General features: G+C 61.9%; 24 protein-coding genes. 11 read left to right on the top strand and 13 right to left on the bottom strand.

All coding sequences use genetic code 11. The features are described 5' to 3' along the window. From AB3N21_RS11345 to AB3N21_RS11335, 3 genes are all read right to left on the bottom strand, one after another. The coding region (locus AB3N21_RS11345) for a GTP-binding protein (RefSeq protein ID WP_367935334.1) at nucleotides 1-141 on the bottom strand (141 nt) is incomplete at its 3' end. A gap of 109 nt (nucleotides 142-250) precedes the next feature. After that, the gene (locus tag AB3N21_RS11340) at nucleotides 251-847 is read right to left on the bottom strand and encodes a hypothetical protein (RefSeq protein ID WP_367935333.1); all 597 of its coding nucleotides are present in this window, start codon (nucleotides 845-847) and stop codon (nucleotides 251-253) included. A 203-nt stretch (nucleotides 848-1,050) separates the two neighbouring features. Beyond that, a complete protein-coding gene (locus tag AB3N21_RS11335; RefSeq protein WP_367935332.1) occupies nucleotides 1,051-3,396 on the bottom strand; it encodes a DNA topoisomerase IV subunit A in 2,346 nt (781 codons plus the stop codon). A 201-nt stretch (nucleotides 3,397-3,597) separates the two neighbouring features. On the opposite strand from AB3N21_RS11335, the gene AB3N21_RS11330 reads away from it, so the two are divergent. From AB3N21_RS11330 to AB3N21_RS11315, 4 genes are all read left to right on the top strand, one after another. Next, on the top strand, nucleotides 3,598-4,230 hold the full coding sequence (locus AB3N21_RS11330; protein WP_367935331.1) for an SH3 domain-containing protein: 633 nt from the start codon (nucleotides 3,598-3,600) through the stop codon (nucleotides 4,228-4,230). Nucleotides 4,231-4,299: 69 nt separating this feature from the next. Continuing rightward, nucleotides 4,300-5,127 (top strand): SDR family NAD(P)-dependent oxidoreductase, encoded by an 828-nt coding sequence (locus tag AB3N21_RS11325; RefSeq protein WP_367935330.1) that lies wholly within the window; start codon nucleotides 4,300-4,302, stop codon nucleotides 5,125-5,127. A gap of 91 nt (nucleotides 5,128-5,218) precedes the next feature. Further along, complete coding sequence (locus tag AB3N21_RS11320) at nucleotides 5,219-5,419, top strand: twin transmembrane helix small protein (RefSeq protein ID WP_367935329.1); 201 nt, start codon at nucleotides 5,219-5,221, stop codon at nucleotides 5,417-5,419. Between the two features lie 3 nt (nucleotides 5,420-5,422). Further along, nucleotides 5,423-5,995: a cob(I)yrinic acid a,c-diamide adenosyltransferase gene (locus tag AB3N21_RS11315; protein ID WP_367935328.1), complete on the top strand. Its 573-nt coding sequence runs from the start codon at nucleotides 5,423-5,425 to the stop codon at nucleotides 5,993-5,995. A 141-nt stretch (nucleotides 5,996-6,136) separates the two neighbouring features. Here AB3N21_RS11315 and AB3N21_RS11310 read toward each other — a convergent pair whose 3' ends face one another. Further along, a complete protein-coding gene (locus AB3N21_RS11310) occupies nucleotides 6,137-6,535 on the bottom strand; it encodes a VOC family protein (protein WP_367935327.1) in 399 nt (132 codons plus the stop codon). A gap of 180 nt (nucleotides 6,536-6,715) precedes the next feature. Here AB3N21_RS11310 and AB3N21_RS11305 point away from each other — a divergent pair, with 180 nt between their 5' ends. Together AB3N21_RS11305 and AB3N21_RS11300 are read left to right on the top strand one after the other, a co-directional pair. Beyond that, nucleotides 6,716-7,474, top strand: coding sequence for an electron transfer flavoprotein subunit beta/FixA family protein (locus AB3N21_RS11305; protein WP_171177911.1), 759 nt, complete (start codon nucleotides 6,716-6,718; stop codon nucleotides 7,472-7,474). Next, the gene (locus tag AB3N21_RS11300; RefSeq protein ID WP_367935326.1) at nucleotides 7,474-8,400 is read left to right on the top strand and encodes an electron transfer flavoprotein subunit alpha/FixB family protein; all 927 of its coding nucleotides are present in this window, start codon (nucleotides 7,474-7,476) and stop codon (nucleotides 8,398-8,400) included. Before AB3N21_RS11305 ends, AB3N21_RS11300 begins: the two co-directional genes overlap by 1 nt. A gap of 66 nt (nucleotides 8,401-8,466) precedes the next feature. Here AB3N21_RS11300 and AB3N21_RS11295 read toward each other — a convergent pair whose 3' ends face one another. Then, complete coding sequence (locus AB3N21_RS11295; protein ID WP_367935325.1) at nucleotides 8,467-9,294, bottom strand: DUF6473 family protein; 828 nt, start codon at nucleotides 9,292-9,294, stop codon at nucleotides 8,467-8,469. 154 nt (nucleotides 9,295-9,448) lie between these two features. On the opposite strand from AB3N21_RS11295, the gene AB3N21_RS11290 reads away from it, so the two are divergent. Further along, nucleotides 9,449-10,324: a 3-hydroxybutyryl-CoA dehydrogenase gene (locus AB3N21_RS11290; RefSeq protein ID WP_367935324.1), complete on the top strand. Its 876-nt coding sequence runs from the start codon at nucleotides 9,449-9,451 to the stop codon at nucleotides 10,322-10,324. 136 nt (nucleotides 10,325-10,460) lie between these two features. Here AB3N21_RS11290 and AB3N21_RS11285 read toward each other — a convergent pair whose 3' ends face one another. The 7 genes from AB3N21_RS11285 to AB3N21_RS11255 form a co-directional block, all read right to left on the bottom strand. Next, nucleotides 10,461-11,348: a lysophospholipid acyltransferase family protein gene (locus tag AB3N21_RS11285; RefSeq protein ID WP_367935323.1), complete on the bottom strand. Its 888-nt coding sequence runs from the start codon at nucleotides 11,346-11,348 to the stop codon at nucleotides 10,461-10,463. A gap of 40 nt (nucleotides 11,349-11,388) precedes the next feature. Next, nucleotides 11,389-11,658, bottom strand: coding sequence for an HPr family phosphocarrier protein (locus AB3N21_RS11280; protein WP_171178198.1), 270 nt, complete (start codon nucleotides 11,656-11,658; stop codon nucleotides 11,389-11,391). Between the two features lie 17 nt (nucleotides 11,659-11,675). Next, nucleotides 11,676-12,068, bottom strand: a complete 393-nt coding sequence (locus AB3N21_RS11275) for a PTS sugar transporter subunit IIA (RefSeq protein WP_171177917.1) — start codon at nucleotides 12,066-12,068, stop codon at nucleotides 11,676-11,678. Then, complete coding sequence (rapZ, locus tag AB3N21_RS11270) at nucleotides 12,065-12,946, bottom strand: RNase adapter RapZ (protein ID WP_367935322.1); 882 nt, start codon at nucleotides 12,944-12,946, stop codon at nucleotides 12,065-12,067. Before rapZ ends, AB3N21_RS11275 begins: the two co-directional genes overlap by 4 nt. Continuing rightward, a complete protein-coding gene (locus AB3N21_RS11265; RefSeq protein WP_367935321.1) occupies nucleotides 12,943-13,350 on the bottom strand; it encodes an HPr kinase/phosphorylase in 408 nt (135 codons plus the stop codon). Before AB3N21_RS11265 ends, rapZ begins: the two co-directional genes overlap by 4 nt. A gap of 66 nt (nucleotides 13,351-13,416) precedes the next feature. Beyond that, nucleotides 13,417-15,126: a sensor histidine kinase gene (locus AB3N21_RS11260; protein WP_171177919.1), complete on the bottom strand. Its 1,710-nt coding sequence runs from the start codon at nucleotides 15,124-15,126 to the stop codon at nucleotides 13,417-13,419. A gap of 37 nt (nucleotides 15,127-15,163) precedes the next feature. Then, on the bottom strand, nucleotides 15,164-15,868 hold the full coding sequence (locus AB3N21_RS11255) for a response regulator transcription factor (protein ID WP_171177920.1): 705 nt from the start codon (nucleotides 15,866-15,868) through the stop codon (nucleotides 15,164-15,166). Between the two features lie 348 nt (nucleotides 15,869-16,216). Between AB3N21_RS11255 and AB3N21_RS11250 the strand changes: the two genes are divergently transcribed. From AB3N21_RS11250 to AB3N21_RS11240, 3 genes are all read left to right on the top strand, one after another. Then, nucleotides 16,217-17,815, top strand: coding sequence for a phosphoenolpyruvate carboxykinase (locus AB3N21_RS11250; RefSeq protein ID WP_367935320.1), 1,599 nt, complete (start codon nucleotides 16,217-16,219; stop codon nucleotides 17,813-17,815). A gap of 385 nt (nucleotides 17,816-18,200) precedes the next feature. Next, nucleotides 18,201-18,494, top strand: a complete 294-nt coding sequence (locus AB3N21_RS11245) for a hypothetical protein (RefSeq protein ID WP_171177922.1) — start codon at nucleotides 18,201-18,203, stop codon at nucleotides 18,492-18,494. Between the two features lie 29 nt (nucleotides 18,495-18,523). Next, nucleotides 18,524-19,066, top strand: coding sequence for a hypothetical protein (locus tag AB3N21_RS11240; protein WP_171177925.1), 543 nt, complete (start codon nucleotides 18,524-18,526; stop codon nucleotides 19,064-19,066). A 4-nt stretch (nucleotides 19,067-19,070) separates the two neighbouring features. Here AB3N21_RS11240 and AB3N21_RS11235 read toward each other — a convergent pair whose 3' ends face one another. Beyond that, on the bottom strand, nucleotides 19,071-19,835 hold the full coding sequence (locus AB3N21_RS11235) for a sulfite exporter TauE/SafE family protein (protein WP_367935319.1): 765 nt from the start codon (nucleotides 19,833-19,835) through the stop codon (nucleotides 19,071-19,073). A 143-nt stretch (nucleotides 19,836-19,978) separates the two neighbouring features. On the opposite strand from AB3N21_RS11235, the gene AB3N21_RS11230 reads away from it, so the two are divergent. Next, on the top strand, nucleotides 19,979-21,670 hold the full coding sequence (locus AB3N21_RS11230; protein ID WP_367935318.1) for an acyl-CoA dehydrogenase family protein: 1,692 nt from the start codon (nucleotides 19,979-19,981) through the stop codon (nucleotides 21,668-21,670). The last annotated feature ends 86 nt before the right edge of the window (nucleotides 21,671-21,756 follow it).

The raw sequence follows: 21,756 nt of genomic DNA, 5'->3' as shown, positions 1-21,756 counted from the left end.
GCCATCGATCTGGTCGTACGCCTTGAAGTCGCCGAAATACTTGGTGATCGCCGCCGTCAGCGTCGTCTTGCCGTGGTCAACGTGGCCAACCGTGCCAATGTTCACGTGCGGTTTCGTACGCTCAAACTTTTCCTTTGCCATTCCTCAGGCGCCCTTTTGCGGTTTGGGGGACCCTTGGTCCCGGTTTGTATCTGCGCGCGCGGAATATTTGGTTCAAAGGGGAAAATCAAGCACATCCTGTATCAAAGGGTCAGCTCTGCGCCGGATTCTGCGTGACCGCTCCGTCCTGCAAGGTGGTGGAGGCCTCGGGCCTGAGGTCGAACCAGCCGTTTTTCTTGTGTTCCTCGGCAAACCACTCTTCGACCCGGTCGGCCACCTTCAGGGCCAGCCCGGCCATCTGCTCTTCGCGGGTTCGCGCATGGCCGGAACCCACTACAGCGCTTTCGCTGGTAGTGTCTTCGAGAACCTGGATCTGATGCGCCTTGGCCAGGTATTCCTTTTGCTCGACATCGTAGACGTTCACCAGAACGATGGCGGTGCTTTTGGGCGAGAACAGCACGGGCACACCGGGCGGGGCCAGCATGTAACCTTCGAGGCTGATGCCGATATCGATTTCCTGCGACCCCTCGTACCGGCCCAGCCGGACATCCACCGCGTTCTGGATGGCGGCGGTCCATTCGTCCGGCGTGGCATCGCGCGACACCGGGCCCTGCACCGCCTTTTCGGCATAGGCATAATTCACGCGCAGCTTGAAGGCGCCCAGATCCTCGGGGGCTTCGTTCAGCTGTGTCTCGGTGCAGGCCCCCAGCAGGGCAAGGCCGGTCAGCAGGGTCAGGATACGGATCATCGTTTTTTCTCGATATGCCTCGGTTTCAGAGGATGTACCGCACCGACGCGGCCCGTGCCAAGCCGCATCGGCGGAAATCCCCGGACCGCTGCGGCGCGGTCACTATAGCGTTTCGGGGAACATTTGAATCGCCAATACCCTGCCGCGCTTCGCGCTCTTGGGACATTGGCGATAACGATGTTTCAGGTATTCCCCGAAACGCTTTAGAACTTGTAGTCGCGGGGAAAGCCGTAAGGCGGGCGCTTGCCTACGCTGGCGCGTTTGGACAGCCATTGCGACAGGTCGGTTTCATGCCGGGTCTTGTCGCCGCCCATGGACCATTTCAGCCCTTCTTCCAGATTGAAGGTGGTCACGTCCGACAACCCGCCATCCAGCTCCAGCGCACCCTGCTTGCCGCGTGCCATGTTGTATTTCTGCAGCCGCACGCCCTTGCCGCGCGTCATCTCGGGCAGTTCTGAGACCGGGAAGACCAGGAACTTGCCGTTCTGCGACACCACCGCCACGTGATCGCCTGCCACCGGTTTGCAGATCAGAGCCTGTTCGTCGCCCTTGACGTTCAGCACCTGTTTGCCGGTCCGGGTCTGGGCCACCACGTCCTCTTCGGGCACCACAAAGCCGTTGCCCGCATCGGAGGCGACCAGCAGCTTGCGGCCCGGCTTGTGGATCAGGATATCGACGATCTGTGCCTCGTTCGGCAGGTCCACCATCAGGCGCAGCGGCTCGCCCATGCCGCGCCCGCCGGGCAGGTTGGCAGCGCTCACGGTGTAGAACCGCCCGTTCGAGGCAAAGACCAGCAGCCGGTCGGTGGTTTCGGCGTGGAAGATGAAACGCGGGCCGTCGCCATCCTTGAACTTCAGCTCGCGGGTCAGGTCGATATGGCCGGTCATCGCCCTGATCCAGCCCATCTGCGAACAGACCACGGTGATCGGCTCGCGGTCGATCATCGCCTCGAGCGGCACCTCTTCGACCTCGCCCGCCTCGGCAAACCGGGTGCGGCGGGCGCCGCCCTCGTAGTTCTTGCCGAAGGTTTTCCTGGTCTCCTTAAGCTGCTCGGCGATCTTGGCCCATTGCAGGCCCTCGTCGGCGAGCAGGTCTTCGAGATTGGCGCGCTCTTCCATCAGCTCGTCACGTTCGCGGACCAGTTCCATCTCTTCGAGGCGGCGCAGGCTGCGCAGGCGCATGTTGAGGATCGCGTCAACCTGAACCTCGGATAGTTCGCCCTCGCCCGCCCTGGGTGAGACGTAATCGGCCTCGCTGGTGGCGCGGACATGGGTGAGGCCCCATTCCTCGCGCATCAGGGCCGCCTTGGGGTCATCATCATAGCGGATGATGTCGATCACCCGGTCGAGGTTGAGGAAGGCGACGATGAAGCCTTCAAGCACTTCCAGCCGGTGGTCGATCTTGCCCAGGCGGTGGCGCGAGCGGCGCAGCAGCACCTCTTGCCGGTGATCGAGGAAGGCGCGCAGCACCTCTTTCATCGAGCAGACCTTGGGCGTCACCCCGTCGATCAGCACGTTCATGTTGAGCGAGAACCGCACCTCAAGATCCGAGTTGCGATAGAGAGTGTTCATCAGAACGTCCGGATCCACGTTCTTCGAGCGCGGCTCAAGGATCAGGCGGATGTCGTCGGCGGATTCGTCGCGCACATCGGCGAGGATCGGGATCTTCTTGGTCTGGATCAGCTCGGCGATCTTTTCGATCAGCTTGGATTTCTGGACCTGATAGGGGATTTCGGTGACGACGATCTGCCACTGGCCGCGGCCCAGATCCTCGACATCGTATTTGCAGCGCAGACGGAAAGACCCGCGTCCGGTGCGGTAGGCCTGCGCGATATTCTCGGGCGGCTCGACGATGACGCCGCCGGTGGGGAAGTCGGGGCCGGGTACGTAATTCAACAGCGTGTCGTCGCGGGCATCCGGTGTTTTGATCAGATGCAGGCAGGCGTCGCACAGTTCGGCAATGTTGTGCGGCGGAACGTTGGTTGCCATACCGACCGCGATGCCGCTGGAGCCATTGGCCAGCAGGTTCGGGAATTGTGCGGGCAGCACCACCGGTTCGGTCAGGGTGCCGTCGTAGTTGTCGCGGAAATCGACGGCGTCCTCGTTCAGACCCTCCAGCAGCGCTTCGGCCACGATGGTCATCCGCGCCTCGGTGTAGCGCGAGGCTGCCGGGTTGTCGCCGTCGATATTGCCGAAGTTCCCCTGCCCGTCCACCAGCGGGTAGCGAACGTTGAAATCCTGCGCCAGACGCGCCATTGCGTCATAGATCGCGGCATCGCCGTGCGGATGATAGTTACCCATCACGTCGCCCGAAATCTTCGCCGATTTGCGGAACCCGCCCCCGGAACTGAGTCGCAACTCGCGCATGGCGTAGAGGATTCGCCGGTGCACCGGTTTCAAACCATCCCGCGCATCCGGCAGCGCCCGGTGCATGATGGTGGAAAGCGCATAGGTCAGATAGCGCTCACCAATCGCCCGGCGCAGCGGTTCCGCCACCTCGCCACCGCCTTCAGGGACCTTCATGTTGGGGTCATCCACGATATCATTCATAGATGATGTGATACGCCGACCGGGCGCGCGGGTAAAGCGAGCAACGCGCATTTTGCTGGGGACAAGTCAGCCTTTTGCAACAACGGGGAGGCAAGACGCGGTTTTTCCCCGTTTTTCGACTTGGGGCCCGGCCTATGGTAACATCTCATCGTTAGATTCTGCGAAGTGCTTTCTTAGTACGATTATCCGGGGGGATACGCCATGAAGCGTATTATTGTTGTTTCCTTCGCCTTTCTCGGCCTGGTTTTCTATGAAATGAGCGGCGGTGCCGATTTTGAGCCACGCGGTGTGCGTGCGCCCAAAGCGGAGCGCGTCGCAAAGGTCGCGCCACCGAAAGCGACGCCGGTGCCGGTCACCGTCAACGCGGAAACGCTGGTGGCAAAAGACGTCATCGAGGTGGTGACGGAAGTTCGAGCCCAGCCCGAGCCTGCCGAGTCTTCCATCAGTCAGGAAGAAGGCATTGCCCGCCTCGCGCAAGCGGCCTCGGGGCTGAGCAGCGGGCTTACGTTGTTTGACGAGAACGCAGGTAGCATCACGCTGGCCTCGCTGGAACAGGGCGGCGCGGCGCTGCAACAAACGGCGGTGGCCACGGAACCTGCCGCCGAACCGACGGCAGTCGTCGAACCTCAGCCGGATATCCGCGAGGTCATGGGCACCCGCGTAAACATGCGCGACGGGCCGGGCACCATCTATCCTGTGATCGCGCGGCTCAATATCGGCCACAAGGTCGAGATCATGGACGATTCCGGCACCGGCTGGCTGCGCCTGCGTGTGTTGCCGGAACAACAGGTCGGATGGATTTCCGCCTCGCTCATCAGCAAAAAGGCAAACTGACGTCGGGCCCTCGTTGCCCTGCACCATGCCCCGCAATAGCAATGTGCAGGGACTATCTTTGGGATCGACATGCAGAAATCCATTCTCATCACCGGCTGCTCGTCGGGCATCGGGCTGGACGCGGCGCACGGGATGCGCGCGCGTGGCTGGCGCGTCTTTGCCTCGTGCCGACAGCAGCGCGACTGCGACCGGCTGCGGGCGCAGGGGTTTGAGAGCCCCCGCATCGACTATACCGACGCCGAAAGCATCCGCACTGGTCTGGCCGAAGTGCTTGAGGCCACCGGCGGCACGCTGGATGCGCTGTTCAACAACGGCGCCCATGGCCTGCCCGGCGCAGTCGAGGATGTGCCCACCGAGGGTCTGCGCCATATTTTCGAGACCAATGTCTTTGGCTGGCACGAGCTGACCCGGCAGGTGATTCCCGTGATGCGGGCGCAGGGGCATGGGCGAATCGTTCAGAACTCATCGATCCTGGGTTTCATCGCCTTTCCCTGGCGCGGCGCCTATGTCGCCACCAAATACGCCATCGAGGGGTTGACCGACACGCTGCGGCTGGAGCTGCGCGACACCGGCATCAAGGTCATCCTGATCGAGCCCGGCCCAGTCACCTCGAAACTGCGGGAAAAGGCGATCCCGATCTTTGAGCGCTTCATCGACTGGGAAAACTCGGCGCTGCGCGAGAAATACGAAAACTCCCTGCTCAAAAGGCTTTATGAGGATTCGGGGCCGGACAGGTTCGAGCTGCCGCCCTCGGCCGTGACCGACAAGCTGGCGCATGCGGTCGAGGCGCGCCGCCCCCGCTCGCGCTACTATGTCACGACCCCGACATACGTCGCCGGATATCTGCGCCGCATCCTGCCGACCGGTGTGATCGACAGCATCCTGTCCCGAGTCTGATCCCGGGTCCGAGGCGAAATTAGCGGTTCGCTTTTACGCGCCGCACCGCTAGATCAGGTCCAACGCAACCTACAACGTGAACGAGGGCTTTATGGACCTTCTTCTTCTGGTCTTGCTTCTGGCCATGGCGGCTGTCGTCGCCGTTCTGGTCATCGGTATCGGCGGCTTTGCCAAGGGCGGGGAGTTCAACGCCAAGTACGGCAACAAGATGATGCGGCTGCGGCTGCTGTTCCAGTTCATCGCCGTGGTGCTGATCGTGATCTATGTCGCGCTGCGCGGGATGGGAGGCTAAGGGATGGTTGTTCTCAACAAGATTTACACCCGCACCGGTGACAGCGGAAAAACCGCCCTTGGCAACGGTGAGCGGGTGGCAAAATACTCGGGCCGCGTGACGGCCTATGGCACCGTGGACGAGCTGAACTCATTCGTTGGCGTTGCGCGGCTGGAGGCCGAGGGAGAGATGGACGCCGCCCTGTCGCGCATCCAGAACGATCTGTTCGATCTGGGCGCCGATCTCTGCCGCCCCGACATGGACAAGGATGCCGAGGCCGACTATCCGCCCCTGCGCATCGCTCCGGCCCAGATCGAGCGGCTGGAGGCCGAGATTGACACGATGAACGCGGATCTCGAACCGCTGCGCAGCTTCATCCTGCCGGGCGGCGCGCCGCTGGCCGCACATCTGCATGTGTGCCGCACCGTCTCGCGCCGGGCCGAACGGCTGGCGGTGGAACTGACCAATATGGAGCCGGTGAACGCGGCGGCGGTGACCTATCTCAACCGACTCAGCGACTGGTTCTTCGTCGCCGCTCGGGTCGCCAATAATGGCGGCAAGGACGACGTTTTGTGGATTCCGGGGGCGAACCGCTGACAAAGTCAGCGGCGGACTGTCCAGTGGACAGTCCGGCCCCCGGAAGGGCGGAGCCCCGGGGGTGATGACTGACGCATTTCCCTGTTTCGTGAAAACCCCTGCACTAGACATTTGTGCTACTTTCCCCGACAAACCGCCCCGCTAACGCGCCACCGGCTCCCACAATTCAATCGGGTTCCCTTCCGGGTCGTTGAGCCATGCAAAACTGCCATTGGGATAGGGCGAGTCCGGATCGCGCCTCACCTCGATCCCGGCGGCCTCAAGTTGCGTAATCATGGCCTCAAGATCACGCACCCGGAAGTTCAGCATGAACTGCTTTTCCTTGTTCCCGAAATACTCGGTCACCTTGTCGAACGGCGCAAACACCGTCTCGCCCGCCTCTTGCTGCCAGCAGGGCGTGTCATAGTCCTTGGGAACCAGATCGATCCCGAGGTGCCGACAGTACCATTCGGCCAGCCCGGCTGTATCTTCGGCCCGAAAGAAGAAGCCGCCAAATCCCAGAACCTTTTCCATCTGCGCCACCTTTTTGAAGGAATCCATGGCGCCAAGCCTAGCATTCCTCGCCCCGATCCGCTGCAAATCGCTGAAACGCGACGTCCCGGGACCATGACGTGACGATTTTGCCCTGTTGCGAGTCGCCCTGACCGGCTATCAAGCGCGGCGAGAGCATTGGTGGAGTCGCGACGCGGCTTGCCGTTTTTGTAAGGAGCATACGCAAAAATGAAGGTACTTGTGCCTGTCAAGCGCGTGATCGACTACAACGTGAAGGTTCGCGTGAAGGCGGACGGGAGCGGAGTTGATCTCGCCAATGTGAAAATGTCGATGAACCCGTTCGACGAGATCGCGGTGGAAGAGGCGATCCGCCTGAAAGAAGCAGGCAAGGCCGATGAGGTCGTGGCCGTTTCGATCGGCGTGAAGCAGAGCCAGGAAACCCTGCGCACCGCGCTGGCCATGGGCGCCGACCGCGCCATTCTGGTTGTTGCCGCCGATGACGTGCATCAGGACATCGAGCCGCTGGCGGTTGCCAAGATTCTGGCCAAGGTGGTCGAGGAAGAGCAGCCCGGCATCGTTCTGGCCGGCAAGCAGGCGATCGACAACGACATGAACGCCACCGGCCAGATGTTGTCGGCGCTGCTGGGCTGGAGCCAGGGTACTTTCGCGTCCGAACTGGACATTGAAGGCGACAGCGCCAAGATCACCCGCGAGGTGGATGGCGGCCTGCAGACCATCTCCGTCAAGATGCCGACCATCGTGACCGTCGACCTGCGCCTGAACGAGCCGCGCTATGCCTCGCTGCCCAACATCATGAAGGCCAAGAAAAAGCCGCTGGATGAAAAAACCGCCGCCGATTACGGCGTCGACGTCACCCCGCGTCTGGAAGTCGTCAAGACCGAAGAGCCGCCGGCACGTGCCGCGGGTATCATCGTGGGCTCGGTCGACGAGCTGGTCGAGAAACTCAAAGAAGCGGGGGCTGTGTAATGGCTGTACTTCTGCTTGGTGAAGTCAACAATGGCGAGCTGTCGCTGGACGCCACCGCCAAGGCCGTCTCGGCGGTCAAGTCGCTGGGCGACATCACCGTTCTGGCCGCAGGCGGTTCGGCTGCTGCTGCCGGTGAGGCCGCTGCCAAGATCGACGGCGTGTCCAAGGTTCTGGTCGCCGAGGATGCCTCGCTGGGTCACCGTCTGGCCGAATCGACTGCAGCCCTGATCGTGGGTCTGGCCGATGGCTATGAGCACATCGTGGCTCCCGCCACCACCGACGCCAAGAACGTGATGCCGCGCGTTGCGGCCCTGCTGGACGTGATGGTGATCTCGGATGCATCGGGCGTGGTCGATGGCTCGACCTTCGAGCGTCCGATCTATGCGGGCAACGCGATCCAGACCGTGAAATCGAACGACGCCAAGAAAGTCGTCACCATCCGCACCGCCAGCTTTGACGCTGCAGGCGAAGGCGGCTCGGCCCCGGTCGAGACCATCTCGGTCGGCAACAATCCGGGCCTGTCGGAATGGGTCGAGGACAAGGTGGCCGAGAGTGACCGCCCCGAGCTGACCTCGGCTGGTGCAGTAGTGTCGGGCGGCCGTGGCGTCGGCTCGGAAGAGGATTTCAAGCTGATCGAAGGTCTGGCCGACAAGCTGGGTGCCGCCGTTGGCGCCTCGCGTGCCGCCGTGGATTCGGGCTATGCTCCGAATGACTGGCAGGTGGGTCAGACCGGTAAAGTCGTTGCCCCCGATCTGTATGTCGCCGTCGGCATTTCGGGCGCGATCCAGCACCTGGCAGGTATGAAGGACTCCAAGGTGATCGTCGCGATCAACAAGGACGAAGAGGCACCGATCTTCCAGGTTGCCGATTTCGGACTGGTCGCGGATCTGTTCCAGGCGGTGCCGGAACTGACCGAGAAACTGTAATGCCAAGCCGGGCTGAAGCCCGGCCTATGCAGACTTCCCCAGGCCCGCCAAAACGGCGGGCCTTTCTTAATCCAGATCCAGCAGCGTTTTGCAGATCCGTTCGGCAATCGCGTGATGCGTCACCGGTCCGATCATGTGTTCCGCCGCAGGCTGCTGCATCGTGCCGAACAGCATGTCACCCAACTCATCTGAATCGCCGGACGCCCGCACCGGTATCTCGATCGCGACGGCACACAGATCCTGCAACGCGGCCACCATCCCGGCGTCAACCAGAAAGGGCTCGGCCCCCAGATCGCCGCCCTGCTCTTCGGCCAGCGGTCCTTCGTATTGCAGCCAGAGCAGCACGGCGGGGTGTTTCAGCCCGACCAGCAGGTGCCGCATCCGATCGACCCAGGCCCGGCGCAGTTCCACACACACCTCAGTGAAGCGCTCATCCGACAGGGCCAGCAGGTGAGCCAACAAGTGCCGGGTGAAGTGGAACTCGGTAAAGTCGACCTCGGGGTAGAGCCGGACCAGCAAGTCGGACGGCTCCAGAAACCGGTCATTGCGACGGGGATGCACCCGGTAGAGCCTGTTCGAGAGGTTCTGCGCCCCGGTCAACTGGATCACGCACCGCTCGGCCCCCTGTGCCATGTGCATCAGTTCGGGATCCTGCGCCATCGCCTCCAACCCGCAACTGACGCTGCCGAGATTGACGCAGGTCATCCCCAACCGGTCCTCCAACACCGCCGGAAACGGGCTCTCCACGAACCGGCCAAAGGTGTCCGTCCCGCCGATACAGGCCACATAAGGCGCATCAAGCGCCCGCCTAGGCCCCCGAAACAGCAGTTTCGACGCCCCGTAACGACAACCCGACTCCTCAGGCCCATCCGTGCCCGGCTTGCAATAACTCATGTCACTCACCCTTTCGCCGACATGTTGACGCCGCAAAGCTTGTGATTCCGCTAATGCGCGCATTTGAAGCAAATCCGACCCGACCCCGCCCCTTGCCGCCGCCCCCGACCTGCCGGTAATGTCCCGGCAACCCGCGAGAAAAGGCATCAAAGCAATGGACATACAAAAGGTCGGAGTGATCGGCGCAGGCCAGATGGGCAACGGGATCGCTCATGTGATGGCGCTCGCGGATTATGACGTGCTGCTGACCGATGTCAGCCAGGAAGCCCTGGATCAGGCCATCGGGATGATCGAGGCCAACATGGCCCGTCAGGCCTCACGCGGCAAGATCACGGACGCGCAGATGCAGACCGCGCTGGGGCGCATCACAACAACCCTGAACCTGCCGGAACTGGGCCAGACCGATCTGGTGATCGAGGCCGCGACCGAGCGCGAGGCGATCAAGCAGGCGATCTTCGAAGACCTTCAACCGCACCTGCTGCCGCACACGATTCTGACCTCGAACACTTCGTCGATCTCGATCACCCGCCTGGCCAGCCGCACCGACCGGCCCGAGCGGTTCATGGGGTTTCACTTCATGAACCCGGTGCCGGTGATGCAACTGGTCGAACTGATCCGCGGCATCGCCACCGACGAGGACACATACAACGCTTGCAAGACGGTCGTCGACAAGCTGGGCAAGACCGCCGCCAGCGCCGAGGATTTCCCGGCCTTCATTGTCAACCGCATCCTGATGCCGATGATCAACGAGGCGGTCTATACGCTTTACGAGGGTGTCGGCAGCGTCCAGTCCATCGACCAGTCGATGAAGCTGGGCGCCAACCACCCGATGGGGCCACTGGAACTGGCCGATTTTATCGGACTGGATACCTGTCTGGCGATCATGAACGTACTGCATGACGGGCTGGCGGACACCAAGTACCGCCCCTGCCCGCTGCTGACAAAATATGTCGAGGCCGGCTGGCTGGGCCGCAAGACCGAGCGCGGCTTCTACGACTATCGCGGCGAGGTCCCGGTGCCCACGCGCTGATCGCTTCTTCTTGCTGAAAATACGCAAATCCCCGGGCCTGCAACATGCGGGCCTCTTCCCTGACGTCCGACGACAACCAAAGGCGCCAAATCAGGAAACGAGCGCGCCGAAGGCGCTCAATTTGGGAACAGCCCCGTCAGCTCCGCAGCGACAGCGTGTGCTCGCGCAGCCAGGCCATAAAGCCGCGCGGATCGCGTTCCAGCATCTCCATGTCCTGCTCCGACACAGGATCGCCAATAACGGGCGCCTGCGGCTTTTTGCACGACCGCACGATCTCGTGCAGCAGCAACCCCTGCCGCAGGATCGGTGAGAGCTGATTGGCGATCTGATAGGCGCGCGAGTTCCGGCCTGGGAAATAGATTGGCACCACCTGCGCCCGCGAGCGGCGGATCATCTGGGCCGTGAACACGTTCCATTCCCGCTCGATGGGCGGACCCCACCAGCTGTCGGATGACATCACCACACCCGAAGGGAACAGCGCCACCACGCCGCCCTCTTTCAGATGCGCCATGGCCTTGGCGCGCATGTCGACCATCTTGCGCTGGGCATCGGGATCATGCGGAAAGGGCACCGGGATCATGAATGACGTGGCGGCCTCGTCCAGGCCGGTCAGAACCGAACGTGTGAGGATGCGGTAATCCTGACGGGTGCGCCCGATCAGTTCGGCAAGGATCATGCCATCGACCATGCCGTGCGGGTGGTTGGCAACCACCACGACCGGGCCCTCTTTGGGAATGCGCGCAATCTGTTCGGCCGGGGTCAGCAGGTCGATGCCCATGATCTTGAGCGCGCCGCCCCAGAACTTCTGGCCGCGATACAGCTCATTCTGCTTTTCAAAGCGGTTGACCATGCGCAGGATGGTCAGCTTGCCGGTCAGCCATTCGATGGTGCGGATCGCGGTCGCCGTCCAGCGGTCATCGAAGGAATTCGCGTAGGTCAGCGTGCGGCGGTCGTAAATCTCGCCCTGAGGGGCGGTGTCACCGACCACCGGGCCAGCCTTGTTATCGTGAGCGGTTTCCGCCAAACTTGGTCTTCCCGTTCTTCGCGTCACAGTGGCAGTGCGCTCAGAATCCTTCGCCGAACTTGTCGTTCACCAGAGTCTCCAACGCTTCCGCCAACGCCTCAGCATCCGGGCCGGACGTCTCGACGTCAATAGTGGTTCCGCGCGACGCTGCCAACATCAAAAGGCCCATAATGCTGTCACCCGACGCCGAAAGCCCGTCCTTCGAGACCTCTGCCGTTGCGTCAAACCCTTCGACCACTTCAACGAGCTTGGCCGAGGCGCGGGCATGCAAGCCCTTTTCGTTGATGATTTTCAGGCTTCGGTTGACCATTTTCAATCTGTTCGGTGTCATTCAAGCGTCACATTCTGTGCGTTAATGTACTTCCTGCCCGCCTCCATGGCATAGCGTACAGCCTCTGCAACCGGAAGATGTCGGCTCTTGGCCAGCTTGATCAGCATCGGCAGATTCGCGCCGTAGAGAATCCGACGGTCGGGCGGCGCGCAGGCCCGCAAACTCAGGTTCGAAGGGCTTCCTCCGAACAGATCGGTAACAACCACAACACCGTCGCCGTTATCGACCTCATCGGCGGCGGCGCAGATTTCCTGCTGTTTGGCATCGCGGTCATGGTCCGCCTCGATGGCGACGGCCGCCAGTCCGGGCTGCTGGCCAACAACATGCTGCATCGCGGCCAGGTATTCCTGGGCCAGCCCGCCATGCGCTACGATCACTATCCCGATCAATCCGGCCTCGTATCAGCTGAGCGACGTTCCACTTCGCGGTGCCTAATTGACACCCGCTGCCCTTCCTCTGCAAGGGCCTTTGCGACCGCCTCGGCCAGCGCCACCGACCGGTGTTGCCCGCCGGTACACCCAAAGGCCACCGAAAGATGCGCCTTGCCTTCGGCCCGGTAGGCGGGAAGCAGCATCCGCAGCAGGTTCACCACGCGGTCAAAGAAGGGCAAATAGTTCGGGTCAGCGTGAACATATTCGGCCACGTCGCGGTTGCGCCCGTCTGCCTTGCGCAGCTCAGGCTTCCAATAAGGGTTGGCCAGAAACCGGCAGTCGAACACCATGTCCAGCCCGCGCGGCAGGCCGCGCTTGTAGGAAAAGGACTCGATGGATACCGCCAGATGCCGCCCCTCTTCGGGCGCAAACCAGCGTTCGACCTCTTCGCGCAGCTGGTGCACGTTCAGCGCGGTGGTGTCGATCAGGGTATCGGCCACCTCGCGAATCGGCTGCAGCAACTCCTTTTCCTGCCTGATCCCCGCCTGCGGGCTGGCGCCTTGCGCCATTGGGTGCCGCCGCCGGGTTTCCGAGAACCGGCGCAGCAGCACCTCTTCGCTGCAATCGAGATAGAGCGTGGTCAGATCCAGATGCTCGATCCGGCTGAGATGTGCCACCAGTTCCAGAAAACCGTTGGTGGAAAAATCCCGGTTGCGCGCGTCAATGCCCAAGGCCATTGGCCGTTGCGCGTCGGGTGCGTCGAGCAGGGGGCTGAGCAAACCCATGGGCAGGTTGTCGATGGCCTCGAACCCCAGATCTTCGAGGACGTGGATCGCGGTCGAACGTCCGGCGCCCGAGGGACCGGTGACCAATACGATGCGTCGTTGCGTGCTCATGCGGTGGGCCATTCGGGGCTGACGCGCCCTGCCTTGAGAAGTTGAACCAGAGACGCCGCAAAATGTGGGCCCTGAACGGCACGAAGCAAGGGAACAGATTGCCTCAGGACGCGGGTTTTGTGCCACTCGGGCAAACGGGCATCTTCGGTTCTGTCCAGATCGACCACATAGGCCAGCGGCACCGGACCAACTGCGGTGGCGCGCAACAGGCCCACGCCGCGCGCCTCGATCAGACCCGTTATCGCCTCGGGTGCGCGGGCCATGACCTGCGCGCCATCCGTACTCAGCTCGACCCGATCATCAGCGACCAGATCGGCACCATAGCCCATCATCACCAGCGCCAGAGCGGATTTCCCGGTTCCCGAGGCACCGGCGATCAACAGGCCCTTGCCCGCGACAGACACGCAGCTTGCGTGCACTATCGCCGTATCGCAATCGATTGCTGAGGACAGGGCGCGCGGGCCCACTGTTCAGACCGGCAGGCCCACGACGAAGCGCGCGCCCAGCGGGTCCGAGGTGATGTCGGCCTCGGTCGGGCGGATGTTCTCGGCCCAGATCACGCCGCCATGCGCTTCGACGATTTGTTTCGAGATGGCCAGCCCGAGGCCCGAGTTGTTCCCGAAATGCTCGGCCGGGCGCTGAGAATAAAAGCGCTTGAAAATCTTGGCCAGCGCCTCGTCCGGGATGCCGGGGCCGGTGTCTTCGACCACCACCAACACGCGGTTTGCCCGCTGCCGCACCCAAACGCGGATCGCATCGCCTTCCTCGCAGAACGACGTGGCATTCGTGATCAGGTTGACGAACACCTGCGCCAGCCGCGCCTCCAGCCCGGTGATAACGATGGGCCCCGAGGGCATGTCGGTGATGTAGTCGATCCCCTTGGACCGCGCATCCTCGCCCAGGAACTGACCCAGGTTGCCGAGCATTTCCAGCAGGTCGAAGGCTTGTTCGTCCTCTTTCACCAGTTCGGCATCCAGCCGCGAGGCGTTCGAGATGTCGCTGACCAGCCGGTCGAGGCGGCGCACGTCGTGCTCGATCACGTTCAGCAGCTTGTCGCGCTGGTCGTCGCGCTTGACCACGCGCAGAGTGCCGACCGCCGATTGCAGACTGGCCAGCGGGTTCTTGATCTCGTGCGCCACGTCAGCCGCGAACTGTTCGTTCCCATCAATCCGGTTGTAAAGCGCCGAGACCATGCCACGCAGCGCCCGGCTCAGGCGGCCGATTTCGTCCGGACGCGCCGTCAGGTCGGGGATGCGAATGCGGCCCGGGTTGATCTGCTGGGTCTTGCGGTCATTGCCAAGCTCCGCCGCTGCGGCCAGATCGGCCAGCGGGTTCGCGATTGTCGAGGCCAACACAAGGCTCAGCCCCACTGACACCAGCAGGGCGACGATGAACATCTGCAGAATGCGTTCCTGTTCCTGCCGGGCCAGCGCTTCGATTTCGCCTGCCGGACCGGCCATGGCGACCACGCCAATCGGGATGTCGCCCTGCAGCACGGGTGTGGCGGCCACGATGACCGTATCGCCCACTGCATCGTTGAGCACTTGCACCTGAGCGCCGCGCTCTATCGCCGCCGGAACCAAGGCGCCCACCTGATCCGCAAGCGCTGGCGACAGCCGGAGCGCCGAGCCGCTGAACACCGAAGACACCCCGGTCCAGACCGCGTTCAGCCCGTCGCTGATAAGCGTTCTGCCAACATCCGGGCGGCGGAACGAAGAGATTTCCGGGACCTGGCTGCTGCCGCGTGCCCATCCGGCCAGCGCACCTGACTGGTTGAACACAAAGACCTCAACCCCGTCCCTGAGGCTCAGTCCGGCCAGCGTGGCCTCGATATCCAGATCGACACTGGCGGCCAGATCGACCGGATCCGTGCCCCTGATCTGAGCCTCGAACACGTTGCTGACAAGCTCGGTTTCGCTGACCAGGGCGCTGGCCCTTTGCAGCACTTCGCCTTTGCGGGAGTCGTCGAGATAGAGGATGCCCGCGACCAGAATAATCAGCGCGATCAGGTTGAAGGTGATGATCTTTCGCGCCAGCGGTGACCCGCGCAGGGCAAACAGATTGCGCCGCGCACGCTTCACCTGCAGCTCGGAGGACATCACATCCTCGGGAATGACCCAGTCATCACCAAGAACGACATCCCCGTCGCGCGGGTTGTTCACTGATCCGGTATCGCGCACCAGACCCCCTTTTTAACCTCCGCCCTATAGGGGGCGGTTATTCCTCGTTATACCTGTAACCTATGCCATACAGCGTCTCGATGGCCGAGAAATCCGAATCCGCAGTGCGCATCTTCTTGCGCAGGCGCTTGATATGGCTGTCGATGGTGCGATCGTCTACATAGACCTGATCATCATAGGCGACATCCATCAACTGGTCGCGGCTCTTGACGAAACCGGGCCGCTGGGCAAGCGCCTGAAGAAGCAGGAATTCGGTCACCGTCAGCGAAACGTCCACGCCTTTCCAGCTGACGGCGTGCCGCAGCGGGTCCATGCGAAGATGGCCGCGCTCCATGACCTTTGTCTCGCCGCCGCCATTGTTTGCGGCATCTTCCGTCCCGGCCTCTTGCCGGCGCAGAAGCGCGCGGATGCGTTCGACCAGAAGGCGCTGGGAAAACGGCTTTTTCACATAGTCGTCGGCGCCCATGCGCAGGCCCAGAACCTCGTCGATCTCGTCATCCTTCGACGTCAGGAAGATCACCGGCATCTGGGTTTTCTGCCGCAGGCGCTGCAACAGATCCATGCCGTCCATCCTGGGCATCTTGATGTCCAGAACCGCCATGTCCGGTAATTTCTTGTTGAAAGCGTCCAGCGCGGCCTGACCATCATTGTAGGTCTCGACCTCGAACCCCTCGGCCTCGAGCGTCATCGAAACCGACGTCAGGATGTTTCGATCATCGTCCACCAATGCAATTCTTGACATCCGCAATGCCCCTATTGCTGCTCATTACTACGTTAATGCTTATTTTTCTTCATTCATCGCCTTTTTAGCGTTGCGAATCAATCCATATCTGCGATTCGCCCCACAACTGCTGCGCTGATTGCAACAGAAGAAGCCTACCGTGAATTGAATCCATGCCCTTGGAATAACCACGAATTTCATGGTTGCGCTAAACCTGAGCTTGGTTGCGCTAACTGCGCCAAACCGTCCTGTTCATGCCCCGAACGACCATGATAAGACCACGCTCACCGGCCCGCTAGCAGCCGGACAACTGCCCCAAGAGCGCCAACGGACCTTTAACGGCCGGCGCCGCCATAGGAGAGAATACGCATGACATCTGGACGGGTTAACCCGCAATTCCGCCTCGAAGATCAGGGCATCGAGGGTCTGGGAAATGTCTATTACAACTTCATGGAACCGGCGCTGATCGAAGAGGCGCTCAAGCGGGGCGAAGGCACGCTGGGCAATGGCGGCGCGTTTCTGGTTGCCACAGGAAAATTCACTGGCCGGTCGCCAAAGGACAAGCACATCGTCAAGACCGACAGTGTGAAGGATTCAATCTGGTGGGATGCCAACGCCGCGATGAGCCCCAAGGGGTTCGATGCGCTTCACGCCGACATGCTCGAGCACATGAAGGGCCGCGATTTCTTTGTGCAGGATCTGGTGGGCGGCGCCGATCCGACCTATTCGATCAATGTGCGGATGGTGACCGAGTTTGCCTGGCACAACCTGTTCATCCGCCACCTGCTGCGCCGTCCCGACCGCGAGGACCTGGACGAGTTCGTGGCGGATTTCACCGTCATCAACAGCCCCAGTTTCCGTGCGGATCCCAAGAAGCATGATTGCCGGTCCGAGACGGTCATCGCGCTGAACTTTGACAAAAAGCTGATCCTGATCGGCGGCACCGAATATGCGGGCGAGAACAAGAAGTCGGTGTTCACGCTGCTCAACTATATGCTGCCGGAACGAGGCGTCATGCCGATGCACTGCTCGGCTAACCACGCCACCGGCAACCCGGTCGACACCGCTGTGTTCTTTGGCCTGTCGGGCACCGGCAAGACCACGCTGTCCGCCGATCCCGAGCGCACGCTGATCGGGGATGACGAACATGGCTGGTCGGATCGTGGCACCTTCAACTTCGAAGGCGGCTGCTATGCCAAGACCATCAATCTCAGCCAGGAGGCCGAGCCCGAGATCTATGCCACAACGTCGAAGTTCGGCACCGTGATCGAGAACATGGTGTTCGATGTGGACACCAAGGAACTGGATTTCAACGACGACTCGCTGACCGCGAACATGCGCTGTGCCTATCCGCTGGAATACATCTCGAACGCGTCGAAATCGGCGCTGGGCGGGCATCCCAAAAACATCATCATGCTGACCTGCGACGCGTTCGGCGTACTGCCTCCGATCGCGCGGCTGACCCCGGCGCAGGCGATGTATCACTTCCTGTCCGGCTTCACCTCGAAAGTGGCGGGCACCGAGCGCGGCATCACCGAGCCGCAGCCCACCTTCTCGACCTGTTTCGGCGCGCCGTTCATGCCGCGTCGCCCCGAGGAATACGGCAATCTGCTGCGCGAAAAAATCGCCCAGCACGGTGCGACCTGTTGGCTGGTCAACACCGGCTGGACCGGCGGCGCCTATGGCGTGGGCTCGCGGATGCCGATCCGCGCCACCCGCGCCCTGTTGACCGCCGCGCTGGACGGGTCGCTGGCCGAGGCCGAGTTCCGCAAGGACGCCAATTTCGGGTTCGACGTGCCGGTCTCGGTCCCCGGTGTGGCCGAAGTGCTGCTGGACCCGCGCCGGACCTGGGACGATCAGGAAGCGTTCGACAGGCAGGCGGCCAAGCTGGTGCAGATGTTTGCCGACAATTTCGAACAGTACCTGCCGTTCATCGACGAGGACGTCAAAGCCGTCGCAATCGGCTGACCCCGTCTTAAGGAGTTCAGATAACCCCTCGGTCCTGCCGGGGGGGTTTCCTTACGGCCGGTAACGGAGTTTTCGCGTTAAGTTGACGTAAGAGCCGGTCAAAAAACCGTTGCCTGAAAGAAAAGCACCCAATAGTGTCCGCGCTTACATAAAACACAAAATGCCCGGCGCCGAAACGCCGGGCTTATGCTGAAAGGGCTTTTGGGCTGCGGAATGCTTACTCACTCACTCACGCAATTGATGCAGCCTAATTAAGGAATCCACTGTATGAAATCAGAGAGATGTGTCAACATGAGACAGAATACTTCCGAGTATTCTCGCGAACCTGCGGCTTTATGGTCTCACTGGTATGGCGCCCAAGCTCTCGATAAAGACTGGTAACGGAATGACTGAAATCTCGAAACTCGCGGAATTACGCAGGCTGATGCAGAGCATGGAGCGCACGCTGGGCCTGGAAGACCTGTCTCCGGTTGAGCGCGATATTTACTACGCGGCCGGTGAGATATCCGCAGCCGGGGTCGAGGTACGGACCTTTGGTCTGATCGAGCATACCCTGTTGCAAAGCGTCTCGCGCCCGACATTTTTCCGCGCGCTCAAGTCGCTGGTGAACAAGGGGTATCTGTCGCAGAGCGAGACAGCGAACAGAGGGCGGTACATCGTTCATGATCCGCAAAGCTAGGCGCTTCGGGCGCCGCGACGGGTAAGCCGTTGCCCGCCTGGATTTCCGAGACCTGTCTCGCCTCCCTCGCGTATATCGCCGCTTTCCTGTTCACGTTCGAAGTGCTGATGCCGCTTCAGAACGTTTTTTTTCCTGAGTATCCCAGCCGGGCGAGCCTGCTTTTCCTGCCCCACGGGGTGCGGGTTCTGACCGCGTGGCTGTTGGGCTGGCGCGCGGTGTTTGCCCTGCTGCCGGGGGTGTTCATCGTGTTTGCCTATGTGGGCGGGTGGGACGTGTTCCTGACCAGCCGGCTGACCGCCATCTTCTTTGCCGTCTCCACCGCGCCCGCGGTGTTCTACGCCTTCAAGCTGCTGGGCTGGAACCTGTTTCCTGATCCCGACCGCACGCCGTGCTGGAGCTGCGTCATGATCGCCGGTGTGGTCATCTCGGTCCTGATGTCCGGCCTGACCAATATCGCCTTTGGCAGCACCATCGAGGAATATGTCGCCTATCTGATCGGAGACATATTCGGCCTGTTCTTCCTGATGCTGGGGCTGCTGTTTGCGTTCCGAATGGCCCGGGCGCGGGAGTGAACCGCTAGCCCAACAGGCTGCGCCGCAACAGGTTCAGGGCGGCGACCAACAGCACGATCAGCGTCACCTTGCGGAACGTGGACTGGTCGATCCGATCCTGCAGTTTCAACCCGACCCACATGCCCAACAGCGCCGGGCCAATCAGCAGCACTGAAAACGGGACCGTTTCGGCGCGCAGCACGCCCGAACTGAGATGCGCCGCAACCAGCGCCACCGCACCCAGGCCGTAGACCACACCCTGAATGCGGATCTGGTCCTGCTTTGGCGTTTCGAGCGCGGTCAGATACGCCACCGTCGGCGGCCCCCAGACGCCCGACATGCCGCCCACAAATCCGGCGAGCGCCCCGGCCCCGGCCTCGACACGCAACGATCCTCCGCTCAGCGGCAGCCGGATGCCCAATAGCTGGATGACGGCGAAGACCGCCATTGGCGCACCGATCAGAAACAGAAACGTCGAGACCTCAACCCGCGCCACAAGCTGCGCGCCGATCAGCAGGCAGACGAAGCCCACCAGCAAGAACACCCGAAACCGCCGGATCGACGCCATCGCGGCGGCTGTGCCCTGCCGCAGGGCCTGAATGCCGTTTGTGATCAGCGTGGGGAGGATAAGCCCGGCCAGCGCAAGGTCCGGTGGCAGCACCGTGCTGAGGCCCGAGATGAAGATCGTCGGCATGGCAAACCCCACCATCCCCTTGACCAGTCCCGCCAGCACTGCAATCGCGAAAGCCAGTACCAGCTCGATAGGAGAAAGAAGCGAAAACAGGGTCATGCCCCTTCTTAACACCGGAATTCGGTGCTGCACTGCAAAATTCGTCACGTAATTTTAGAACCTATTACAAGGTTTCTGCGTATTTATGTTGCGCTGCACGTGCAAAATGATATGACCAAGCGACCTACGAGAGGACGTGATTCATGGCCCATGACGGACAGGACCTGACAACGATGACCAAGCCTGTGATTTTGCCCGATCTCCTGAGCCTGACCGGCGCGGCGCTTGCCCCGGTCGAAACGGTATTCGAACGCGCCCGCGAGGCGGTGCGCGCGACGGTCAGCGCCGATGGCCGGATCTCGGGCGCGCTGATCGAGGCGAACCAGACCGCCGCCCATGGCCTGTCCTGGCTGGCCACCTATCATCAGTCGCTGCAACAGATGCAACGCTGGGCCGAGGCGCTGAATGCGGAGGGCAAGTTCGGCGAGATGGAGCAGTTGCTGCTGCAGATCGCGTTCGGCGAATACCTCTGGCAGATTTATGGCGGCATCCAGATGAACCAGGGCGAGGTCGTGCGCCTGCAGGACCTGGGTCTGTCTCAGGACGACATGCGCGTGCTGATGGAACCCGCCATCATGACGCTGACCCAGGGCGGCAACACGCAGGCCGCCCGCACCCGTCTGGTCGAGCTGATGGAGGTACAGGCCGGTGCCACCATGTTCGGCGCGTCGGGTCTGGACGAAGAGCTGGAGATGATCCGTGACCAGTTCCGTCGCTATGCGGTCGAAAAGGTCGAGCCCAACGCCCATGACTGGCATCTGAACGACGAGTTGATCCCGATCGAGATCATCGAAGAGTTGGCCGAAATGGGCGTATTCGGCCTGACCATCCCCGAGGAATTCGGTGGTTTCGGTCTGTCCAAGGCGTCGATGTGCGTGGTGTCCGAAGAGCTGTCGCGCGGCTATATCGGTGTGGGCTCCCTGGGAACCCGGTCCGAGATTGCCGCCGAGCTGATCATCGCGGGTGGCACCGATGAGCAGAAAGCCAACTGGCTGCCCAAGATCGCCAGTGCCGAGATTCTGCCCACCGCCGTGTTTACCGAGCCCAACACCGGCTCGGACCTGGGCTCGCTACGCACCCGCGCGATGAAGGATGAGAACGGCGACTACAAGATCACCGGCAACAAGACCTGGATCACACATGCCGCACGCACCCATGTGATGACCCTGCTGGCGCGGACCAATCCGGACACCACAGATCACCGGGGCCTGTCCATGTTCCTTGCCGAAAAGACGCCCGGAACCGACGAGAACCCCTTCCCCACCCCCGGCATGACCGGCGGCGAGATCGAGGTGCTGGGCTATCGCGGCATGAAGGAATACGAACTGGGCTTTGACGGCTTTCACGTCAAGGGCGAGAACCTGCTGGGCTGCGAAGAGGGCAAAGGCTTCAAGCAGCTGATGGAAACCTTCGAGTCCGCCCGCATTCAGACCGCCGCCCGCGCCATCGGGGTGGCGCAATGCGCGCTGGACATCGCCATGCAATACGCCCAGGACCGCAAGCAGTTCGGCAAGGCGCTGATCAACTTCCCGCGCGTGTCGGGCAAGCTGGCGATGATGGCGGTCGAGATCATGATCGCGCGGCAGCTGACCTATTTCTCGGCCTGGGAAAAGGATCACGGCCAGCGCTGCGATCTTGAGGCCGGGATGGCCAAGCTGCTGGGTGCCCGCGTCGCCTGGGCGGCGGCGGATAACGGGTTGCAGATTCATGGCGGCAACGGCTTTGCGCTGGAATACAAGATCTCCCGCGTTCTGTGCGATGCCCGCATCCTCAACATCTTTGAAGGTGCAGCGGAGATTCAGGCGCAGGTCATAGCCCGGCGGCTGCTCGGCTGAGAGAGATTTTTTCCTCGGGACTCATTCCCCAACTGACCCGGCCATGTGCCGGGTCTTTTTCTGTTGTTACGATTTGTACAAGGTTC

Origin of the sequence: Ruegeria sp. (assembly GCF_040830605.1) — a bacterium.
GTDB lineage: Bacteria > Pseudomonadota > Alphaproteobacteria > Rhodobacterales > Rhodobacteraceae > Ruegeria.
This window is presented reverse-complemented; position numbering and strand designations above follow the sequence as displayed.